This window comes from Vreelandella stevensii S18214 (assembly GCF_000275725.1).
Classification (GTDB): Bacteria; Pseudomonadota; Gammaproteobacteria; order Pseudomonadales; family Halomonadaceae; genus Vreelandella; species Vreelandella stevensii.
Map to the genome: position 1 here is coordinate 104,894 of NZ_AJTS01000020.1, position 21,016 is coordinate 125,909.

Consider the following 21,016-nt stretch of genomic DNA (forward strand, 5'->3'; position numbering starts at 1 on the left):
CTGACAACAAAGTCTTGCAAGCCACGCTTTTTTGTCCCAAGCTCACCATTATTGACCAATCGGTCAGAACAATCATAACGGAGTTTGGCATGGCAACGATTGAGTTTCTGCTCAATGGCATCCGTCAACAGTGTCGAGTGCCCCCTGAGACCAGTATTCTAACGCTGTTACGCGACCATTTGGGGGCCACGGGCACAAAAGAGGGCTGCGCGTCCGGCGACTGTGGCGCTTGTACGGTTGCCTTGAAAAGCAGCGACCCCGACCAGCCACCGTTCCTGACGGTCAATGCGTGCATTACCCCGGCCCATCAACTGCATGGCCAGCATCTCGTCACCGTAGAAGGCCTGTCGCAGGGCAACTCCTTGCACCCTGCGCAGCGCGCCATGATCGACTGCCACGGCAGCCAGTGCGGTTTCTGTACGCCGGGCATCGTCATGTCGCTGTTCAGTTTGCATACGCAGCAGCAGCGCCAACCTGCCCCGTTGACGCCCGAGCGTCTGGAAGCCGCGTTGGGTGGCAACCTTTGCCGCTGCACGGGCTATCGCCCGATTCGTGATGCCGCGCTGACCATGCACGCCAGCGACTGGCAGCCGCCTCAATGGTGGGATGCCACGCTGTCTGACTCGCAGGATGGCGACACAGCCACACAAGCCCCTCAGGAAGGTCCGCTATTTGCACAGCCGAGGTCGCTGAGCGAACTGACAGCGCTGCGGCGCGACCTGCCCAATGCCAGACTGGTCGCTGGCGCCACGGACCTATGGCTGGAAACGACCCAGCGCCTGGCCGCACTGGATCAACTGATCGATACCACTCGCGTGCCCGAGCTGGGCATGATCTCGCCAGCGACCTTTCAGGGGCAGGAAGGATGGTGGGTCGGCGCGGCGGTGACCTATTCGCGGCTTGCTCCGCTGCTGGCAACACACTTCCCCGCTTTCGCGCACCTGCTCCATCGGCTGGGCTCGGAACAAGTGCGTAACCGGGGAACCCTGGGCGGCAATATCGCCAATGCATCCCCCATTGGTGATACCCCACCCGTACTGCTGGCACTCGGCGCTCATCTCGAACTTGCCAGCCATGCGGGTACCCGCTGTTTGCCGCTGCAAGCGTTCTTTATCGATTACAAAAAAACGGCGCTGGCTGCCGATGAAGTCATCACACGTATCTTTATTCCCGCTCTGGAGAAGAGTGCTTCTCTCAGAGTGTGGAAGCTCTCAAAACGCCGTGAAGACGATATCTCTGCCGTTCTGGGTGCCTTTAGCTACCGCCTGGAGGACGGCAAGTTAAGCGACGTGCGCATCGCCTTCGGCGGGATGGCCGCCACGCCCCGGCGTGCCCCGGCAACGGAGGCCGCGCTGGAAGGGCAACGGGTAGGCAAACAGGCCTTTCAAACGGCCCGGCAAGCGCTGCAAGATGAGTTCGAGCCCATGAGTGACGTGCGAGGCAGCCAGCAGTATCGTCAGCTGGCGGCCGCCAATCTGCTGGAACGACTCTACTTGTCGCTCTCATCACCAGAACAGGAGGTCATGTTGCATGCGTACGCTCACTAAACTCGACAACGACAGTCGCCGGGCCCGGCATGAGCTCGACCAGCGTATACATGGCGCGGCCCCCCTGGCGCGCCATACCGTGGACAGCCGCGGACAGCGCCAGGCGGGGTCCTCCAGCTTTCATGAGAGCGCCCAAAAACATGTGACGGGGAAAGCGCTCTATATCGACGACCTCAAGACACCTGCTGATGCTTTACACGTGGCTCTGGGGCTCTCACCGGTGGCCCACGGCACCTTGACGCACCTCGACCTGGAGGCCGTTCGCATCGCCCCCGGCGTGGTCGACGTGATCACATTCCACGACGTGCCTGGCCACACGGACATCGGCCCGGTCTTCCCTGGCGACCCTATCTTCGTCGAGCGCGAGATCAGCTATTCAGGGCAGTGCCTGTTCGCTGTAGCTGCCACTTCCCTGAGTGCGGCGCGTCACGCAATTCTGCTTGCCAATGTGCAGATCGACAAGCTGCCAGCACAGCTGGATGCCGTTCAAGCCACTGCTCAAGAGGAGTTCGTTCGCCCCAGCCACACCCAACAGCGTGGTGACTGGCAGACCACACTGGAGCAAGCTGAACACGTGCTGGAAGGTGCGCTGTTCATTGGTGGACAAGAGCACTTCTATCTGGAGGGCCAGGCTTGCGTCGTCATTCCGAGCGAAGACGAAGGCGTCATGGTTCACACCTCCAACCAGCACCCCAGTGAAACCCAAAAGCTGGTTGCCGAAGTGCTGGGTATCCCATTTCATGCCGTCACGGTGGAAGTACGGCGCATGGGGGGTGGTTTTGGAGGCAAGGAAACCCAGGCATCCCCCTGGGCCTGCATTGCTGCCCTCATCGCACGACGCACCGGCAAGGCCACGCGTCTTCGCCTGCCCAGACGTGACGACATGCGCGCCACTGGCAAGCGCCACCCTTTTCACAACCGCTATCGGCTGGCCATCGATTCACAGGGAGTGATTCAAGGCAGCGACATTACCGTGATCGGCGACTGCGGCTACTCCCCCGACCTTTCCGATGCCATTGTCGACCGCGCCATGTTTCACGCAGACAATGCCTACTCACTGGGCAATGCTAGGGTCACCGGCCATCGCGCCCGCACCCACACTGCGTCGAACACCGCTTTTCGCGGGTTTGGCGGCCCCCAGGGCATGATGATCATCGAAGCGGCCATGGACGATATTGCCCGCCATGTCGGTGAAGACCCGCTGACCATCCGCAAGCGCAACTTTTATCGTCCCGAACGCGACATGACCCATTACGGGCAGCAGGTCGACCAGAAGCAGTTGCTTCACACGCTCGTCGAGCGCCTCGAGCAACGCAGCGAGTACTGGACGCGTCGACAGCAGATACGGGACTTCAACGCCTCCAGCTCCGTCATCAAGAAAGGGCTGGCACTGACACCCGTCAAGTTCGGCATCTCCTTCACCGCCCAGCACCTCAACCAGGCCGGCGCGCTGCTACACGTCTATACCGATGGCAGCATCCTGATCAACCACGGCGGCACTGAAATGGGGCAAGGCCTGCACACCAAGATCTGCCAGGTGGTGGCTCTGGAACTGGGGCTGGACCTGGAGAGCGTGCGCATCAGCGCCACACGAACGGACAAGGTGCCGAACACTTCCCCCACGGCAGCCTCCAGCGGTGCGGATTTGAACGGCATGGCCGCCCGCGATGCTGCCATCAAACTGCGTGAGCGTCTGTTCGATTTTGCCGCCAACCACTTCGAGGGCGGGCTGGATCGTGAAGGCATGGAGCTGAGGGACGGCATGCTCATCGCAGGCATAGGCGAAAGTGAGCGCCGTATTGCCTGGGGCGAGCTGGTGCAAACGGCGTATTTACATCGGGTTTCGCTGTCCGAGAAAGGCTTCTACGCGACGCCACTGATTCATTACAATCGCGCGACCGGCCAGGGCCGCCCATTTTATTATTACGCCTTTGGCGCGGCAGCGGCGGAGGTCAGTGTCGACACTTTGACCGGCGAGTATCAGGTCGACCGTGTCGACATACTTCATGATGTCGGCAACTCGCTCAACCCGGCCATCGACATTGGTCAGGTAGAAGGCGGTTTCATTCAGGGCATGGGCTGGCTGACCAGCGAAGAGCTCAAGTGGAACAGTGAAGGAACGCTGGTCAGCGATGGTCCAGCGACCTACAAGATTCCCACCTTCGGGGATCTGCCCAGCGTCTTCAATGTCGAACTGCTGGAAGGACACCCTAACTCCATGGCCAGCCTGTACCGCTCCAAAGCGGTGGGTGAGCCGCCCTTCATGCTGGGGATATGCGTCTGGTCGGCCCTGCGCGATGCCCTCGCCAGCCTGGATGACTACCGCAGCTCGCCGCGTCTGGATACCCCGGCCACGCCCGAGCGCGTCATGCTGGCAGCGCATGCCATTCGGAAAAGTGCCTTATGACCCATGAAACGCCCATGACCTGGCATGCTGCCCTCGACCATTGTCAACGCCACGGCACGCCTCATGTCTTGGCCACCCAGATGACCAGCGCAGGCTCCACGCCCCGGGAGCCTGGCGCACGCATGGTGATTACCGAACACGCTGTCTTCGATACGCTGGGCGGCGGCACCTTCGAGTGGCAGACCATTCAGCAGGCTCGCTCCCTCTTGAGCCAGCGCCAAGCGGGGTTCTCACTGGAATCCTTTTCGCTGGGCGGGCGTAGCGGGCAGTGCTGTGGCGGGCTGGTCAACGTCCTGCTGGAAGTATTTCTGGGCGCCACCGCTCACATTGCCCTGTTCGGCGCGGGGCATGTCGGGCGCGAGATCGTCAAACTCAGCGCTCCTCTGCCTTGGCAGCTCGATTGGTATGACAGCCGCGCCGATGCTTTCCAATCAGATGTCCCTCGTGCACGCTTGAGTTGTCATTTGCTAGGCGACGTTGGAGATACGGTGGCAGGCTTACCCCTTGGCACCCATGCTCTGGTCATGACCCACGATCATGATGAGGATTATGCCTTGATCAAGGGGTTGCTGGAGCGCGCCGATATTGCGTCCATTGGATTGATAGGCTCCGACAGCAAGTGGGCGAGTTTCAAAGGGCGCCTTTCCCGAGCAGGAGTCGACCAGCCGATACTGCAGCGCGTGCGCTGCCCCATCGGCTCGGTCAGGAATACCAAGCTCAGCAATAAAACCCCCTACGCCATCGCGCTGAGCGTGGTGACGGAATTACTCTGGTTGACCGACCAACCCTATGCCACCGAGACACGTGGCCTGGATAGCGCTACGCTACGCGCGCTTTTTGCCCCTACTGCAACGCACTCGAGTTGATATGACCTTGCCCACCGATACGCTTATCCGCGCTGAATTGATCAGCTTTCCCAATGACCCCGGCGATGGCAACCTGCCCCACCCTGGCAGTCTGGAACACTACGCTGACGGCCTCTTGTGGCTGAAGGGTGGGCATATCCATGCAGCGGGGCATTATGCCGACCTGGTTGATCAGTTGCCGAAAGCAGCGGAAGTGATCGACCATCGCGGCAAGCTCATCATGCCAGGATTCATCGATACTCACGTCCACTATGTCCAGTTGGACATCATGGCCTCTTATGGGCGCCAACTGCTGGATTGGCTGAATGACTACACGTTTCCAGCCGAGTGCCAGTTCGCCAATCATGATCACGCCAAGGCGTTATCGGAAGCGTTCTTGAGCGAAATGCTGCGCGCAGGTACCACCACCGCGCAAGTGTTTGGCTCGAGCCACCCAGGCTCCGTGGATGCCTTTTTTGCAGCCTGCCAAAAGCGGCAGCTGCGCATGCTGGTAGGCAAGGTACTGATGGATCGCAATGCCCCCGATGCCTTGATGGATGGCATCTCGGGTATCTCCGACACAGAGCGGCTCATCGAGGACTGGCATGGGAAGCAGCGCCTCGGTTACAGCGTTACCCCGCGTTTTGCGCCCACCTCGACCAGAGCGCAAATGGACGCGGCAGGTGCCCTGCTGCGCAATGACCCTACCCTATGGCTGCAGACCCACCTCGCCGAGAACAGCGGAGAGCTGGACTGGGTGGCGGAACTGTTTCCCGGCAGTCGAGACTATTTGGCCGTTTACGAAGAAGCAGGGCTCGTCGGCCCACGCAGCACCTTTGCCCACGGTATTCATTTGGACAACGGCATGCGCCAACGGTTGGCAGAGCGCGGCGCCAATATCGCCTTTTGCCCCAGCTCCAACCTGTTCCTGGGCAGCGGCCTGTTCGACCGAGACGCTGCCCGAGAGACGGGCATGGCATTTACCTATGCCAGCGACATTGGCGCAGGCACGGATCTTTCAGGCTTCGGCACCTTGAAAAGCGCCTACCAGGTAGGCCAACTGCGTGGTCAGCCACTGACCGCCTGGCAAGGATTTTATGGCCTCACCCACGGCAACGCCAAAGCCCTCTCTCTGGATAGCCACATTGGACAGTTGGCCCCTTCCTACGAAGCTGATTTTATCGTGATCGACCCTGACGCCACGTCACTGTTACAGCGACGTAGCCAGCACTGCACCACCCTCGGTGAACGGCTATTTGCATTGATGATGCTCGCCGATGACCGCGCTATCTATGAAACCTGGGCCGGAGGCGTATGCCAACACCGCAGAGACGCCTAGCAATCGATCTCTTGTAAAGTCACTCTCACCCAGCCACAGGCTGGGTGTTTTTTTGCTCAGGAATTTTCTCAACGAACGTTTCCCAACGACCTTTCCCAACGACAAATTTAACGCACAGCAAAAAGCCCCGAACACAGTGTGCTCGGGGCTTTCTACGGTATAAGTGCCTGACGATGTTCGGGCCGGCCACCCGGCGGGCGGCGCTCCGCTACTCTTCAGGGGGAGACCCCCAAAAAGCAAAACCCCGGCGATAAGGCCGGGGTTTCGTAATAAGTGCCTGACGATGACCTACTCTCACATGGGGAGACCCCACACTACCATCGGCGCTAAGCGGTTTCACTTCTGAGTTCGGCATGGGATCAGGTGGTTCACGCGTGCTATGGTCGTCAGGCGTAACAGGTAATGCATATCATGCTGAGTGTTCGTTGACGTGTATTGTGTGCGTCTCCTGTCAGCAAGCGCTCTGGCTCACTGCGGCGTATCCGGTGTTGCGAGTGCGTTCACACTCTTCGTTATCATCACGACCAGACCCCTTGGGTGTTATAGGGTCAAGCCTCACGGGCCATTAGTACACGTTAGCTCAACGCCTTGCAGCGCTTCCACACCGTGCCTATCAACCAGCTGGTCTCGCTGGGCCCTTCAGGAGGCTCTAGGCCTCGGGGATGTCTCATCTTGAAGGGGGCTTCCCGCTTAGATGCTTTCAGCGGTTATCCCGTCCGACCATAGCTACCCGGCAATGCCACTGGCGTGACAACCGGAACACCAGAGGGTCGTCCACTCCGGTCCTCTCGTACTAGGAGCAGCTCTTCTCAAACATCCAACGCCCACGGCAGATAGGGACCGAACTGTCTCACGACGTTCTAAACCCAGCTCGCGTACCACTTTAAATGGCGAACAGCCATACCCTTGGGACCGACTTCAGCCCCAGGATGTGATGAGCCGACATCGAGGTGCCAAACACCGCCGTCGATGTGAACTCTTGGGCGGTATCAGCCTGTTATCCCCGGAGTACCTTTTATCCGTTGAGCGATGGCCCTTCCATACAGAACCACCGGATCACTAGAACCTGCTTTCGCACCTGCTCGACGTGTCTGTCTCGCAGTCAAGCACCCTTATGCTCTTGCACTCATTGCACGATGTCCGACCGTGCTGAGGGTACCTTCGTGCTCCTCCGTTACGCTTTGGGAGGAGACCGCCCCAGTCAAACTACCCACCACACACTGTCCTCGATCCGGATCACGGACCTGAGTGAGAACGCCAATGATGCCAGGCTGGTATTTCAAGGTTGGCTCCCCTCGAACTGGCGTCCGAGGTTCAAAGCCTCCCAGCTATCCTACACAGGCAACATCAGCGTCCAGTGTGAAGCTATAGTAAAGGTTCACGGGGTCTTTCCGTCTAGCCGCGGGTACACCGCATCTTCACGGCGATTTCAATTTCACTGAGTCTCGGGTGGAGACAGCGTGGCCATCATTACGCCATTCGTGCAGGTCGGAACTTACCCGACAAGGAATTTCGCTACCTTAGGACCGTTATAGTTACGGCCGCCGTTTACCGGGGCTTCGATCAAGAGCTTCGGACGAATCCTAACACCATCACTTAACCTTCCGGCACCGGGCAGGCGTCACACCCTATACGTCCTCTTGCGAGTTGGCAGAGTGCTGTGTTTTTACTAAACAGTTGCAGCCACCTGGTATCTTCGACCGGTTCGGGCTTGGAGAGCAAGTCTCGTCACCCTACGCCGGCGTGCCTTCTCCCGAAGTTACGGCACCATTTTGCCTAGTTCCTTCACCCGAGTTCTCTCAAGCGCCTTGGGATTCTCACCCTGACCACCTGTGTCGGTTTGGGGTACGGTCGCACATGATCTGAAGCTTAGAGGCTTTTCCTGGAAGCGTGGCATCAATGACTTCGACACCGTAGTGTCTTCGTTTCGTGTCTCGGCCTTGAAGGGTCCCGGATTTACCTGAGACCCCAGCCTACTCACTTTCACCAGGACAACCAACGCCTGGCTCACCTAGCCTTCTCCGTCCCCCCATCGCAATCATGTCCGGTACGGGAATATTGACCCGTTTCCCATCGACTACGCCTTTCGGCCTCGCCTTAGGGGCCGACTCACTCTGCTCCGATTAGCGTCGAACAGAAACCCTTGGTCTTCCGGCGAGGGAGTTTTTCACTCCCTTTATCGTTACTCATGTCAGCATTCGCACTCGTGATACCTCCAGCATGCTTCTCAACACACCTTCATCGGCTTACACGACGCTCCTCTACCGCTCATCCGTAAGGATGAACCCGTAGCTTCGGTACCTGGTTTAGCCCCGTTACATCTTCCGCGCAGGCCGACTCGACTAGTGAGCTATTACGCTTTCTTTAAAGGATGGCTGCTTCTAAGCCAACCTCCTAGCTGTCTGAGCCTTCCCACATCGTTTCCCACTTAACCAGGATTTGGGGACCTTAGCTGACGGTCTGGGTTGTTTCCCTTTTCACGACGGACGTTAGCACCCGCCGTGTGTCTCCCACGCTGCACTCACCGGTATTCGGAGTTTGCCTCGGGTTGGTAAGTCGGGATGACCCCCTAGCCGAAACAGTGCTCTACCCCCGGCGGTGATACGTGAGGCGCTACCTAAATAGCTTTCGAGGAGAACCAGCTATCTCCGAGCTTGATTAGCCTTTCACTCCGATCCACAAGTCATCCAAATCTTTTTCAACAGATCCTGGTTCGGGCCTCCAGTTGATGTTACTCAACCTTCACCCTGCTCATGGATAGATCGCTCGGTTTCGGGTCTATATCCAGCGACTGTGTCGCCCAGTTAAGACTCGGTTTCCCTACGGCTCCCCTATACGGTTAACCTCGCCACTGAATATAAGTCGCTGACCCATTATACAAAAGGTACGCAGTCACAGAACAAGTCTGCTCCTACTGCTTGTACGCACACGGTTTCAGGATCTATTTCACTCCCCTCTCCGGGGTTCTTTTCGCCTTTCCCTCACGGTACTGGTTCACTATCGGTCAGCCAGGAGTATTTAGCCTTGGAGGATGGTCCCCCCGTCTTCAGTCAAGGTTTCTCGTGCCCCGACCTACTCGATTTCACGTGATCAGATTTTCGACTACGGGGCTATCACCCGCTATGGCCAGACTTCCCAGTCTGTTCGTCTAATCCGTCACACGCTTAAGGGCTGGTCCCCGTTCGCTCGCCGCTACTAGGGGAATCTCGGTTGATTTCTTTTCCTCAGGGTACTTAGATGTTTCAGTTCCCCTGGTTCGCCTCCTGCCCCTATGTATTCAGGACAGGATACTCATCTTGTGATGAGTGGGTTTCCCCATTCAGAGATGTCCGGGTCGCAGGTCGTTTGCCACCTCACCGAACCTTATCGCAGGCTACCACGTCTTTCATCGCCTCTGGCTGCCTAGGCATCCACCGTGTGCGCTTCATTGCTTGACCCTATAACCCGAAGGAGTCTGGGGTTCGCAATGATAACGATTGCCGGATACGCTTGAGACGTATCACAATACAATTTACGTAGAAACGCGTTCAACGCGTTTCTGTCAGCATGATATACATTGTTAAAGAGCGACTGCCATAGGCAGTGATAAACACGCTGTTCCTTTCATTTTAAAAGAAAAAAGAAGGTCTTTCTTTTTCTTTTAACGTGAAAGCGCGTTTATCACTGCGCATCAACAGCATTCTGATCAGGTAATTCATTGTGAGCGCTTGCCGCGAGGGGAAGACATCGTTTAAGGAGGTGATCCAGCCGCAGGTTCCCCTACGGCTACCTTGTTACGACTTCACCCCAGTCATGAACCACACCGTGGTGATCGCCCTCTTGCGTTAGGCTAACCACTTCTGGTGCAGTCCACTCCCATGGTGTGACGGGCGGTGTGTACAAGGCCCGGGAACGTATTCACCGTGGCATTCTGATCCACGATTACTAGCGATTCCGACTTCACGGAGTCGAGTTGCAGACTCCGATCCGGACTGAGATCGGCTTTTCGGGATTGGCTCACTCTCGCGAGTTGGCAACCCTTTGTACCGACCATTGTAGCACGTGTGTAGCCCTACTCGTAAGGGCCATGATGACTTGACGTCGTCCCCACCTTCCTCCGGTTTGTCACCGGCAGTCTCCTTAGAGTTCCCGCCTTTACGCGCTGGCAAATAAGGACAAGGGTTGCGCTCGTTACGGGACTTAACCCAACATTTCACAACACGAGCTGACGACAGCCATGCAGCACCTGTCTCTGCGTTCCCGAAGGCACCAAGTGATCTCTCACAAGTTCGCAGGATGTCAAGAGTAGGTAAGGTTCTTCGCGTTGCATCGAATTAAACCACATGCTCCACCGCTTGTGCGGGCCCCCGTCAATTCATTTGAGTTTTAACCTTGCGGCCGTACTCCCCAGGCGGTCGACTTATCGCGTTAACTTCGCCACAAAGTGCGCTAGGCACCCAACGGCTGGTCGACATCGTTTACGGCGTGGACTACCAGGGTATCTAATCCTGTTTGCTACCCACGCTTTCGCACCTCAGTGTCAGTGTCAGTCCAGAAGGCCGCCTTCGCCACTGGTATTCCTCCCGATCTCTACGCATTTCACCGCTACACCGGGAATTCTACCTTCCTCTCCTGCACTCTAGCTTGACAGTTCCGGATGCCGTTCCCAGGTTGAGCCCGGGGCTTTCACAACCGGCTTATCAAGCCACCTACGCGCGCTTTACGCCCAGTAATTCCGATTAACGCTCGCACCCTCCGTATTACCGCGGCTGCTGGCACGGAGTTAGCCGGTGCTTCTTCTGTGAGTGATGTCTTTCCTGATGGGTATTAACCACCAGGCGTTCTTCCTCACTGAAAGTGCTTTACAACCCGAGGGCCTTCTTCACACACGCGGCATGGCTGGATCAGGGTTGCCCCCATTGTCCAATATTCCCCACTGCTGCCTCCCGTAGGAGTTCGGGCCGTGTCTCAGTCCCGATGTGGCTGATCATCCTCTCAGACCAGCTACGGATCGTCGCCTTGGTGAGCCTTTACCTCACCAACCAGCTAATCCGACATAGGCTCATCCGATAGCGGGAGCCGGAGCCCCCTTTCTCCCGTAGGACGTATGCGGTATTAGCCTGGGTTTCCCCAGGTTATCCCCCACTATCGGGCAGATTCCTATGCATTACTCACCCGTCCGCCGCTCGTCAGCGGGTAGCAAGCTACCCCTGTTACCGCTCGACTTGCATGTGTTAGGCCTGCCGCCAGCGTTCAATCTGAGCCATGATCAAACTCTTCAGTTTAAGATCAATGCGATCCTTACTCGCCATCTCAGGACTAGCCGAAGACAACAAAAGCGGATCAAACTTGGCTCAAGGTTCAAACGAATTCACTGTGATACTCCGAAGAGTATCTTCGTGTTCGCCTGCCTTGATATTCGGTGATGATTCACCCTCATCGGCAAGCGCCCACATGAATTACCTGATCAAATTGTTAAAGAGCTTTCGTTCGGCGTTGCCGTTCGATGTGGGGCGTATTCTACCCAATTCCTTTTGATCGTCAAGCTTTTTTCTCGCTCAGCTTTCAAACAATCCGTTAGTCACCAATGGCCGGAAAGTTGACCTAGGGCAAGCCCTGTCCTTCCCCGCTTTTTTAGACTTGTTGGAGCACCGCTGAAAAGAACGGTGCACACCAGACCGGTCAAACAGGAGGGGGAAACCATGACAACATCACGTATTGCCATCGGGCTTGCGAGCGTCGCGCTCTTAAGCACGACGTCACTGTGGGCAGATGACGAACTCGGTAGCTATCGCGACAGGTTCGAACCACTGCCCCACTTACCACCGTTACCTGCCCACAATTCGCAAACCGATGAAAAGGTAATGCTGGGCAACATGCTGTTTTTCGAGCCCAGGATCTCCGCCAGTGGAGTCATCAGCTGTGCCACTTGCCATAACCCGGCGCTCGGCTGGTCGGACCGCATCCCCAGAGCTGTGGGCCATAATGGCCAGGTTGGCGAACGCAACACACCCACCGTTCTCAACAGTGGTTTCCTGGGATCGCAGTTCTGGGATGGACGGGAGCCGGATTTGGAAGGCCAGGCACTGGGGCCTATCGAAGCCGATGTCGAGATGGCCATGCAGCTGGAACACGCCCTGGACAGGCTGGCAGAGTTCGAGCTCTACCAGGAGCGCTTCACGGAAGCGTACCCCGACCAGGATGACCCCATCAATGCCGAGAACCTGGCCAAGGCACTGGCCGCCTTCCAGAGAACGCTCAACACACCCAACTCACCTTTTGATCGGTATTTACGCGGTGATATGGACGCCATCAGCGATCAGGCAAAAGAGGGCATGGTGGCTTTCGTGGATAATGGCTGCATCGCCTGCCATCGCGGCGCCAACTTTACCGACAGTCAGTTCCACGCCATTCAGGTGCCGGGGTCGAAAGATTTGGGTCGCTACGTGGTGACCGGCGAGGAAAGAGACAAGTACCGCTTCCGCACCCCCACCTTGCGCAATGTCGGCGTCACTTACCCGTACATGAACAATGGCGCCACCGAAACGCTCGAAGAAGCCGTGGCCATTATGGGCCAGGAAATGCTGGGACGTGAGTTTGACGAACCCACCATTGATAACATCACGGCATTTCTGCACTCCCTGACAGGTGAAATGCCCGATTTCGAGGTGCCCGCTCTACCCTGATGCACTATGCCGCCGCCCATAGGGGCGGCGGCAGGCCGTATCAGGCTGCCTCCAGACGCTTCAGCAGTTCGGCGCGCCGCGCGTCGCTGACGAAGGCTTCTTCCATGGCATTGCGATTCAGCCATTTGAAGGTATCTTCCCCCCAGCCAAAGGCATCGGCACAGGCGATATGATTCTCGAGCAGCCCACCACCAAAATAAGCAGGATCGTCAGAGCTGATGGTGACCTTCAGACCCGCTTCCAACAACGCCGGTAGCGGATGCTGATCCAATTGATCGACCACTTTCAGGCTGACATTGGAGAGCGGGCACACGGTCAGTACCGTTTGAGACTCCTTGAGGCGCTGCACGACGTCTTCGCTTTCGAGACAGCGCACGCCGTGATCGATACGCTGAACGTCCAGCAAGTCCAGAGCTTGCGTAATGTAAGCGGCAGGCCCCTCCTCGCCCGCATGGGCCACACGCACCAGCCCAAGCTCCTTGGCGCGCGCAAACAGGGCCTGAAACTTCTCGGGCGGGTTGTCACGCTCGGCGCTGTCCAGGCCAATGGCATCCAGCATTTTCCAATAGGGTGCCGCCTGCTCGAGAACGTTCAGTGCCTCGTCGGCTGGACGATCTCTCAGGAAGGCCATGATCATGCCCACTGAAAGGTCCAGCTGGCTCTCGGCTTCCTGTTTGGCCCTGAGCAGTCCCGCCATGACCACCTCCAAAGGTACACCACGCTGCAGATGCGCCTGGGGGTCGAAGTGCATATCGATATGCAGCACGCCTTCCGAACGGGCACGCTTGAAATAATCCATGGCCAGGTCATAGAAGTCCTGTTCGCTGCGCAAGACGTTCATGCCCTGGTAATACAGATTCAGAAACCCTTGCAAATCCTTGAAATCATACGCTGCCTTGGCCTCTTCGACCGTGGCATAGGGGAGTTCGATGCCGTTACGTTCTGCCAGTTGGAACATCAGTTCCGGCTCGAGAGAGCCTTCGATATGCAAGTGAAGCTCAGCCTTGGGAAGGTGTCGTAAAAAGTCGTTCATGGTCGCCGCCTACTTGCCGATTCGGTGAATATCAAAGTGAAGTATCGTGAATTAACTTACCACCATCAAGCCGCCATTGATGAGCCAAACCCGGCACCAGGGCCGCATCATCCACTTGATGAACAAAGAAAATCGCCGTACGGCCTACCAACCAGGCGTCCAGCGAGGCCGCTACGTGCCGGGCCGTTGCCGCATCCACTCCCGCGAAGGGCTCATCCAGCAATACCACCGAGGGTGAGCGTAAAAAAAGCCTCGCCAACGCCACTCTGCGTGCCTGCCCGCCTGAAAGCTGTTGCCCTCTTTCTCCCACCTGAGTCGCCAGCTGACGAGGCTGGCGTGCCGTCCAATCTGAAAGCGCTACCTGGGCCAGCACCTGCCAAAGATCTTCGTCTGTCGCGTCAGGCTTGGCGATCCGCAGGTTATCGGCCAGCGAGCCATCGAACAGGTCTATTTGCTGGGGCAGATAACCCATATGTGCTGCGCTACTTTCGAGGGTAACGGCCGAGGGTGCATGCTCCGCCACCCACACGTCCCCTTCAGTGGGAGAGATGCGGCCCATGATCAAATTGGCCAGCGTCGATTTGCCCGAACCCGAAATACCCATGATGGCACCACGTTGACCGGCGGGCAGGGTCAGGGAAACCTGGCATATAGCCCAGCCCGCCGCATCCGGATAACGGAACATGACCTCACGCAGTTGCAGGGCATGGCCACCCTCGTCATCCGGAAGAGAGCCCACACGCGTTTGCCCTTGTGTCGCCTGCAGGGCATTCAACCGCTGGGCCGCCCCGTGGCTGGCGCCAAACCGCACAAAAGCGGCAGGCAGGCTAGCCAGCACCTCATTGATACCAAACACGGCAATCACGGCCATGACCATGATGGGGCCCACCACGCGCTGCTCGGCCAGTGCCAGACTCCCCAGCCAGAGCACACCGATGATCAACAGCCCCGTTACCGCCATCAGTAGCGCATTACCCAGCGCAGCCTTCACGGCCAACTGACGCTGGTTATCCAGCGCTTGCTGTTCGTGAGCTCGTATTTTCCTGCGGTACCAGTCACTGGTTCGGTAGCTCATCAGCTCAGCGGACGCCTGTACCTGATCCAACACCAGCCGCCGAAGCTCCTCCTGATCATCCACTTGCCGATGGCTGTTGGTGAAACCCAGCCTGGCAAAGCCCAGGGTGATGACCAGCCACAGCAGCGTCAATACACAGGCCACGACGGCTCCCACCAGCGGCAACCAGATAGCGATGAAACCTGCGACGATCCAGACACTCAACAAGGCCACTACTGGCGGCACCAGTAGGCGCAGATACAGGCTATCCAGGGCATCGATATCCGCCGTCAGGCGACTCAACCACTCACCGACTCGCCGACGCCGCAGCGATGCGTCATCCAGGCGCGTCAAGTCACCAAAGACGCGATAGCGTAAATCCGCCAGCAGCGTCAGCACGGTATTGTGGTTGTAGAGCCGCTCGGTATATCGAGCGACGGTGCGCAGCAAGGCAAAAAAACGAATGCCGCCGCCGGGCACATAAATATCCAGCGATGACGGCAATCCAGCCGCCAGCGCAATGCCCGCCAGGGCACACGCCGCAATGAACCAGCCGGACAAACCCAGCAGCGCAAGGCCCGCCAGCAACGTTACCCATACCAGCAGCGCACCCACGAGGAAGCGCTGCCTGCGCCTTAACATGAGCGCCAGCCATGGGCTCAGGTCATTGTGCAGAAATTTCATGGCGCCACCTCGTGAAGCTGGCCGTCTCGACACACCCAGTGGCGAGTGGCAACGGCCATCACCGCAGGGTGATGTGTTGCCATGACCAACGTTCGCCCTTCCGCCGACCAGGCCAGCAGTGCGTCGATCACGCTCTTTTCCGTCGCCGAATCAAGGCTGGCCGTGGGCTCATCCAACAACACCAGCGGTGCCTGACTGAGAAATACTCGAGCCAGGGTCAAGCGCTGCGCCTGACCTCCCGACAAGCCGACCCCGCGCTCCCCTACCACCGTCTCCAGGCCATGGGGCAAGGCAGCCAACAGTTCACCCAGGCCTGCGTTTTCCAGGGCCTCCTGCATGGCAGCCGGTGTCGCATCAGGCGCCGCCAGGCGCAGGTTATCGGCCAACGAACCTTGAATGATGCAGGGTGATTGATCCAGCCACGCCACTTGCTCGCCCTGGCGGACTCTGCAAGCGCCACGCAGAGGCGCCATGAAACCGGCCATCAGCGCCAGCAAGGAAGATTTGCCACTGCCTGACTCTCCGGTAATGACCACCACATCTGCCTGACGTATCGTGGCCGAGACGCCCGTCAAGACCGCCGAGTGCCGTCCATAGCCCACCTCGACATCCACCAATTCAATCGATGCATCTGGTTCGACGGGAGCGTCAAACCGGGTCGGCACCACGTCAGGCTCATTGAGGATGGTCACGATACTCTCTGCCGCCCCCAGCGCCGCAGCACGGTCATGATAATGCTGCGAGAGGGTGCGCAAGGGCTGGAAGAACTCCGGAGCCAGTAGCAACACCGCCAGACCACTGAACAGGGTCAGCGAGGGGGAAGGACCGTAATCGATATAGCCCAACAGACCAAACCCCACGTACATGGCGACGACGGCAATGGCCACCGAGGCAAAAAACTCCAATACCGCAGACGAGAGAAATGCCAACCTAAGCGTGCGCATGCTCAGACGGCGATACTGATCGGTGGCATACCAGACGTCCTGCTGGGCAGCACGCGTATGACCAAACAGCTGCAGCGTCGTCATGCCGCGTACGCGGTCAACGAAATGCGCCGAGAGCCTGGCAACAGAAGCGAACTGCTCCTTGTTGAGACGCTCTGCCCCCATGCCGACCAGCGCCATGAACAGCGGAATCAATGGCGCAGAGAGCAACAAGAAGATGGCCACCAGATAATCGAGCCAGCCCACCACCGCGGCAATCAGCAGTGGCAGCAATAGCACGATGCGCATTTGGGGTAGAAAGCGCGCAAAATAGCCATCGAGGGCCTCAATGTGCTCGACCGACTGGGTCGCCAGGGCACCGCTCTGCTGCCGCGTCATCCAGACCGGGCCTAGCGCGGCAACCTTGTTCAAGACCTGCTCCCGAGCGTACTGACGGATGCGCAAGCTGGCAGTTGCACTCAACGACTCTTGCAGGGCAAGAAACAGTGAGCGCAACGCCACGGCCACCACCAGGCCGAGCAGCAAGGGTACCAGCGTGACAGGTGAGCGGCCATGCACGACCAGTTGCTCAATCGACCACGCCAACCCGACCACCAGCAGGATCGTCTGAGCACCAGACAGCACGCCGAAGCACGCTGCCAGCGCTAGCCGAGCACGCTCACGACGAGCCAGCGTGCTCAGCCAACGGCGCGGCGTCAACGAATTCGACTGGGCCGCAGGAGAGGCCATGAATCAGTGATACCCTTCGCCAACGCGCACCTTGCCGCGGAAGACCCAGTAGGTCCAGGCGGTGTAGGTCAGGATGATCGGAATGACGAACAGCACACCGATCAGCAGGAACAGCTGAGACTCAGGGGCGGAGGCGGCATCCCACAGCGTGTAGTTCGGTGGCACGATGATGGGCCACTTGCTGACGATCAGCCCCAGGTAAGTGAACACGTAGATGCCGATGGTGGCCACGAAGGGAATGCCCTCGTTACGACGCTTCACGGAGCGATACACCATGAAGGCCGACAGCAGCGCCAGTGCCGGGAATATCCAGATCAGCTGCAAATGACCGAACCAGCGCTCCCAAACCACCGGATTCACGAACGGTGTCCAGATGCTAATGATACCGAAGACGCCCAGCACCAGCGCCAACAGCAGCGGCGTCACCTTGTAAGCCCACTCCTGAATATGCCCCTCGGATTTCAAGATCAGCCAGGTGGCTCCCAGCAACGCATAACCTGCCATCAGGCCGAAGCCGGTCAGTACCGAGAAAGGCGTAAGCCAATCGAAAGCGCCACCTGCAAAGGCAAAGTTTTCGACATGAAACCCCTGAATGTAAGCACCGACCACCGCCCCTTGAGCGAAAGCGGCCACGCCGGAGCCCCAGCAGAAAGCGCGGTTCCACCAGCGACGATTGCGCCGGGATTTGAAGCGGAACTCGAAGGCCACCCCCCGGAAAATAAGCCCCGCCAGCATCAAGAACACGCCAATATAGAGTGCGGGCAGGAAGACCGAATAGACCAGCGGGAAAGCCCCGAGCAAACCGGCACCCGCCAGCACCAGCCACGTCTCGTTGCCGTCCCAGACCGGCGCCACGGAGTTCATCATCACATCCCGGGCATCTTCGTCCGGGGCGAAGGGATACAGAATCCCAAGCCCCAGATCGAAACCGTCCATCAACACGTACATCATCAACCCGAACCCGATGATGCCTGCCCAGATTATCGTCAGATCAAACATTTCCATGTCTCAGTTCCTCACCGGGTCGACATCGTCATCAAAGGGAGTTTCCGTGGCCGATAGCGGGCGCATGGGGCGTCTGAAGTTGTCACCTGCCGTTTCACGCTCTTCCTTGGGCAGCATGCCGTTACGCACCACGCGGGTCAGATAGTAGATACCGGCATAGAACACCACCGCGTACACCAGCACGTAGCCCACCAGCGTAAACAGCGCCATAGGGCCGGTCAGCGAAGGCGTAACGCCTTCCGCATGGGTCATCATGCCGTATACCAGCCATGGGGCACGTCCTGACTCGGTCACGATCCAACCAGCCAGCACGGCGACGAACGGCATGGGGATCATGTACACCAGCGTCTTGAGGAACCCGGTATGCTGATGGAACTTGCCTTTACGACGCAGGAACAGTCCTGTCAGGGCGGTGGCAATCATCAATAGTCCAATCCCCACCATCACGCGGAACGCCCAGAAGACGATCCAGACCGGTGGCTGCTCTTCAGGAGCAAATTCATTCAGCCCCTGAATAACCCCATCCGTAGAGTGGGTCAGGATGAGGCTGGCAAGATTGGGAATGCCGATTTCAAAGCGATTGGTTTGTGCTTCCTGATCCGGGATGGCGAACAGCAGCAGCGGAACGTTGCCAGAGGTCTCCCAATGCCCTTCCATGGCCGCCACTTTGGCCGGCTGGTGCTCCAGGGTATTCAAACCATGGAAGTCCCCCACGACCGCCTGGGCTGGCGCCAAAAACAGCAGCAACCAAAGGCACATGGAAAGTGCTCGACGGTTGGCTTCCGGGTCACGACCACGCAGCAGGAACCAGGCACTCACACCGGCCACCACGAAGCCACCGGTCAGGAAGGATGCCATGGCCATGTGTGCGAAGCGGTAAGGAAAGGAGGGGTTGAATATCGCTTCGGTCCAGGAAACCACGTGGAACCGATAGTCGATGAGCTCTACCCCTGCCGGCGTATGCATCCAGCTGTTGGCAGAAAGAATCCAGAACGACGAAATGAACGTACCGATCGCCACCATGATGGCAGCAAACAAGTGCACACCCTGTGGCACCTTGCCTCGGCCAAAGAGCAGGACACCGAGGAATGCCGCTTCAAGGAAGAAAGCGGTAACGACCTCGTAGCTGAGCACCGGTCCGAGGAAGTTGGACGCTGCCTGGGAGAAGTTGCTCCAGTTGGTGCCAAACTGGAAGGACATGACGATCCCGGAGACTACGCCCATTCCGAAAACCACGGCAAACACCTTGGTCCAGAACAGTGCCAGGCGGTCCCAGGCGGGGTTGTTGGTCTTGAAAAACAGCCCATGAAGCAGCGCTATGTAAGACGCCAGCCCGATGGTAAAGACCGGAAAGATCGCATGAAACGATACAACGAAGGCGAACTGCATTCGCGATAGTACAAGGGGGTCGAGTTCCATCACACGCTCCTAAGACCTGGATCAATATCCCATCAATGGGTTACACAAGCTTAGTTGAGCCTTAATGGCACCGCATTTTAGTTATAAGCACTAAGCTTATTCTTTAGCTGTGTTGCATTTTAACGCTTCGACACCTGTTATACAGCGCAAGTTTGCCCAAAAAGCTGTGTCGCATTGACGCATGCCATTCAGGCAAACTGCTCATTTTCAATTAAAAAAGTTATGTCATCACCACCAGACTGATCATGTAGCCGGTGTAGACGACAAACAGGGAAAACAGCACGCCCCCCTCCAGACGGTTGATCCGCCGCGGACGCCCGCGCCATGAGAATGCAAACAGCACCATCAGCAGCGTCATGAAAGTCATCACGCTCCAGTCACGCACCAGCACCTCACGACCCGCCTCGATTGGCGCGATCACACCCGCCAACCCGACGACGGCCAGACTATTGAACAGATTGGAACCGACCACGTTGCCCAGCACCATATCGTGCTCTTTGCGCTTCAAGGCACTAATGGAAGAGGCCAGTTCAGGAAGCGACGTGCCCACGGCCACCACCGTCAAACCGATGATCAGGTCACTGACACCAAAGCCCACGGCAATTTCTACCGCGCCCCATACCAACAAACGCGAGCTGGCTACCAATAGCACCAGCCCCACCAGCGTCCACATCAGCGCCTTGCCACGAGAAAGCGGCTTGCTGTCCAGGCTCTCCGTCACTTCATCGGTCAGTGCATCCGCCTGATCACGCCGAGAACGAATGATACTGACCGTAATGAATATCCCCAGCGCGGCCAGCAGCAACACTGCCTCACCGCGGGAAATCCAGCCATCCATCAGCATGTAGCCAGTCAGCAGCATGACCGCCACCAATAGCGGCATCTCCTTGCGAATAACGCTGGAGTGCACCGCCAGCGGCGCTATAAGCGCCACAAAACCCAGCACCAGCCCTATGTTGGCAATATTGGATCCGTAAGCATTGCCTAGCGCCAGCCCGGGATTACCCTGCATGGCCGCCAGTACGGAGACCATCATTTCAGGGGCCGACGTTCCGAATCCGATCACCAGCATACCGATCAGCAGCGGCGACAACCCCAACCACCGCGAGGTAGCAGCAGCGCCATCGATAAATTTTTCAGCACTCCAGATCAGCAGGACGAGCCCTACCACCACTGCTACAAAGGCAAGCAACATTTCGGTTCCTTAATGTCATCGTATTAGGCACTATCGCGGCTGCATCCTTGTCGAACCGGGAGGCGGGGTCAAGCACCGAGTTCAAGAGAAGCGTGGTGACCCTGATTTGACACTCACGTCTCGGCTCTATATTGATTTAAAATGCGCCAA

General features: G+C 58.0%; 11 protein-coding genes and 3 rRNA genes. 5 read left to right on the forward strand and 9 right to left on the reverse strand.

Translation table 11 applies throughout. The features are described 5' to 3' along the window. The first annotated feature begins 89 nt into the window (after window positions 1-89). From xdhA to guaD, 4 genes are read left to right on the forward strand one after another with little or no spacing between them, the layout of a single operon-like run. On the forward strand, window positions 90-1,547 hold the full coding sequence (gene xdhA / locus HSS18214_RS0103710) for a xanthine dehydrogenase small subunit (RefSeq protein WP_016913960.1): 1,458 nt from the start codon (window positions 90-92) through the stop codon (window positions 1,545-1,547). Then, window positions 1,531-3,954: a xanthine dehydrogenase molybdopterin binding subunit gene (gene xdhB, locus HSS18214_RS0103715; RefSeq protein ID WP_016913961.1), complete on the forward strand. Its 2,424-nt coding sequence runs from the start codon at window positions 1,531-1,533 to the stop codon at window positions 3,952-3,954. Before xdhA ends, xdhB begins: the two co-directional genes overlap by 17 nt. Continuing rightward, on the forward strand, window positions 3,951-4,820 hold the full coding sequence (gene xdhC / locus HSS18214_RS0103720; RefSeq protein WP_016913962.1) for a xanthine dehydrogenase accessory protein XdhC: 870 nt from the start codon (window positions 3,951-3,953) through the stop codon (window positions 4,818-4,820). Before xdhB ends, xdhC begins: the two co-directional genes overlap by 4 nt. Window position 4,821: 1 nt before the next feature. After that, a complete protein-coding gene (gene guaD / locus HSS18214_RS0103725; RefSeq protein ID WP_016913963.1) occupies window positions 4,822-6,138 on the forward strand; it encodes a guanine deaminase in 1,317 nt (438 codons plus the stop codon). A gap of 275 nt (window positions 6,139-6,413) precedes the next feature. Here guaD and rrf read toward each other — a convergent pair. The 3 genes from rrf to HSS18214_RS0103740 all read right to left on the reverse strand — a co-directional run bounded on the left by rrf (window position 6,414) and on the right by HSS18214_RS0103740 (window position 11,402). Then, a 5S ribosomal RNA gene (rrf, locus tag HSS18214_RS0103730) occupies window positions 6,414-6,529 on the reverse strand. A 153-nt stretch (window positions 6,530-6,682) separates the two neighbouring features. After that, window positions 6,683-9,575 (reverse strand): 23S ribosomal RNA (locus HSS18214_RS0103735). A gap of 294 nt (window positions 9,576-9,869) precedes the next feature. Continuing rightward, window positions 9,870-11,402 (reverse strand): 16S ribosomal RNA (locus HSS18214_RS0103740). Together the 16S, 23S and 5S rRNA genes form the textbook arrangement of a ribosomal RNA operon. Window positions 11,403-11,819: 417 nt before the next feature. On the opposite strand from HSS18214_RS0103740, the gene HSS18214_RS0103745 reads away from it, so the two are divergent. After that, a complete protein-coding gene (locus tag HSS18214_RS0103745; RefSeq protein ID WP_026001697.1) occupies window positions 11,820-12,803 on the forward strand; it encodes a cytochrome-c peroxidase in 984 nt (327 codons plus the stop codon). Between the two features lie 40 nt (window positions 12,804-12,843). Here HSS18214_RS0103745 and HSS18214_RS0103750 read toward each other — a convergent pair whose 3' ends face one another. From HSS18214_RS0103750 to HSS18214_RS0103775, 6 genes are all read right to left on the reverse strand, one after another. Continuing rightward, complete coding sequence (locus HSS18214_RS0103750; protein ID WP_016913965.1) at window positions 12,844-13,836, reverse strand: adenosine deaminase; 993 nt, start codon at window positions 13,834-13,836, stop codon at window positions 12,844-12,846. A gap of 31 nt (window positions 13,837-13,867) precedes the next feature. Continuing rightward, the gene (gene cydC, locus HSS18214_RS0103755; protein ID WP_016913966.1) at window positions 13,868-15,574 is read right to left on the reverse strand and encodes a thiol reductant ABC exporter subunit CydC; all 1,707 of its coding nucleotides are present in this window, start codon (window positions 15,572-15,574) and stop codon (window positions 13,868-13,870) included. Then, the gene (gene cydD / locus HSS18214_RS0103760) at window positions 15,571-17,247 is read right to left on the reverse strand and encodes a thiol reductant ABC exporter subunit CydD (RefSeq protein WP_016913967.1); all 1,677 of its coding nucleotides are present in this window, start codon (window positions 17,245-17,247) and stop codon (window positions 15,571-15,573) included. Before cydD ends, cydC begins: the two co-directional genes overlap by 4 nt. Before the next feature lie 3 nt (window positions 17,248-17,250). Continuing rightward, window positions 17,251-18,252 (reverse strand): cytochrome d ubiquinol oxidase subunit II, encoded by a 1,002-nt coding sequence (gene cydB, locus HSS18214_RS0103765; RefSeq protein ID WP_016913968.1) that lies wholly within the window; start codon window positions 18,250-18,252, stop codon window positions 17,251-17,253. A gap of 3 nt (window positions 18,253-18,255) precedes the next feature. Next, window positions 18,256-19,671 (reverse strand): cytochrome ubiquinol oxidase subunit I, encoded by a 1,416-nt coding sequence (locus HSS18214_RS0103770; RefSeq protein WP_016913969.1) that lies wholly within the window; start codon window positions 19,669-19,671, stop codon window positions 18,256-18,258. Window positions 19,672-19,891: 220 nt separating this feature from the next. Beyond that, window positions 19,892-20,866 (reverse strand): calcium/sodium antiporter, encoded by a 975-nt coding sequence (locus HSS18214_RS0103775; RefSeq protein ID WP_016913970.1) that lies wholly within the window; start codon window positions 20,864-20,866, stop codon window positions 19,892-19,894. Between the last annotated feature and the right edge of the window lie 150 nt (window positions 20,867-21,016).

Bases quoted from the DNA above. Each gene is read 5' to 3' on its own strand.
- cydC (WP_016913966.1), bottom strand. From the start codon at position 15,574: ATGAAATTTCTGCACAATGACCTGAGCCCATGGCTGGCGCTCATGTTA.
- xdhB (WP_016913961.1), top strand. From the start codon at position 1,531: ATGCGTACGCTCACTAAACTCGACAACGACAGTCGCCGGGCCCGGCAT.
- HSS18214_RS0103770 (WP_016913969.1), bottom strand. From the start codon at position 19,671: ATGGAACTCGACCCCCTTGTACTATCGCGAATGCAGTTCGCCTTCGTT.
- guaD (WP_016913963.1), top strand. From the start codon at position 4,822: ATGACCTTGCCCACCGATACGCTTATCCGCGCTGAATTGATCAGCTTT.
- xdhC (WP_016913962.1), top strand. From the start codon at position 3,951: ATGACCCATGAAACGCCCATGACCTGGCATGCTGCCCTCGACCATTGT.
- cydD (WP_016913967.1), bottom strand. From the start codon at position 17,247: ATGGCCTCTCCTGCGGCCCAGTCGAATTCGTTGACGCCGCGCCGTTGG.
- HSS18214_RS0103750 (WP_016913965.1), bottom strand. From the start codon at position 13,836: ATGAACGACTTTTTACGACACCTTCCCAAGGCTGAGCTTCACTTGCAT.
- cydB (WP_016913968.1), bottom strand. From the start codon at position 18,252: ATGGAAATGTTTGATCTGACGATAATCTGGGCAGGCATCATCGGGTTC.
- HSS18214_RS0103745 (WP_026001697.1), top strand. From the start codon at position 11,820: ATGACAACATCACGTATTGCCATCGGGCTTGCGAGCGTCGCGCTCTTA.
- HSS18214_RS0103775 (WP_016913970.1), bottom strand. From the start codon at position 20,866: ATGTTGCTTGCCTTTGTAGCAGTGGTGGTAGGGCTCGTCCTGCTGATC.
- xdhA (WP_016913960.1), top strand. From the start codon at position 90: ATGGCAACGATTGAGTTTCTGCTCAATGGCATCCGTCAACAGTGTCGA.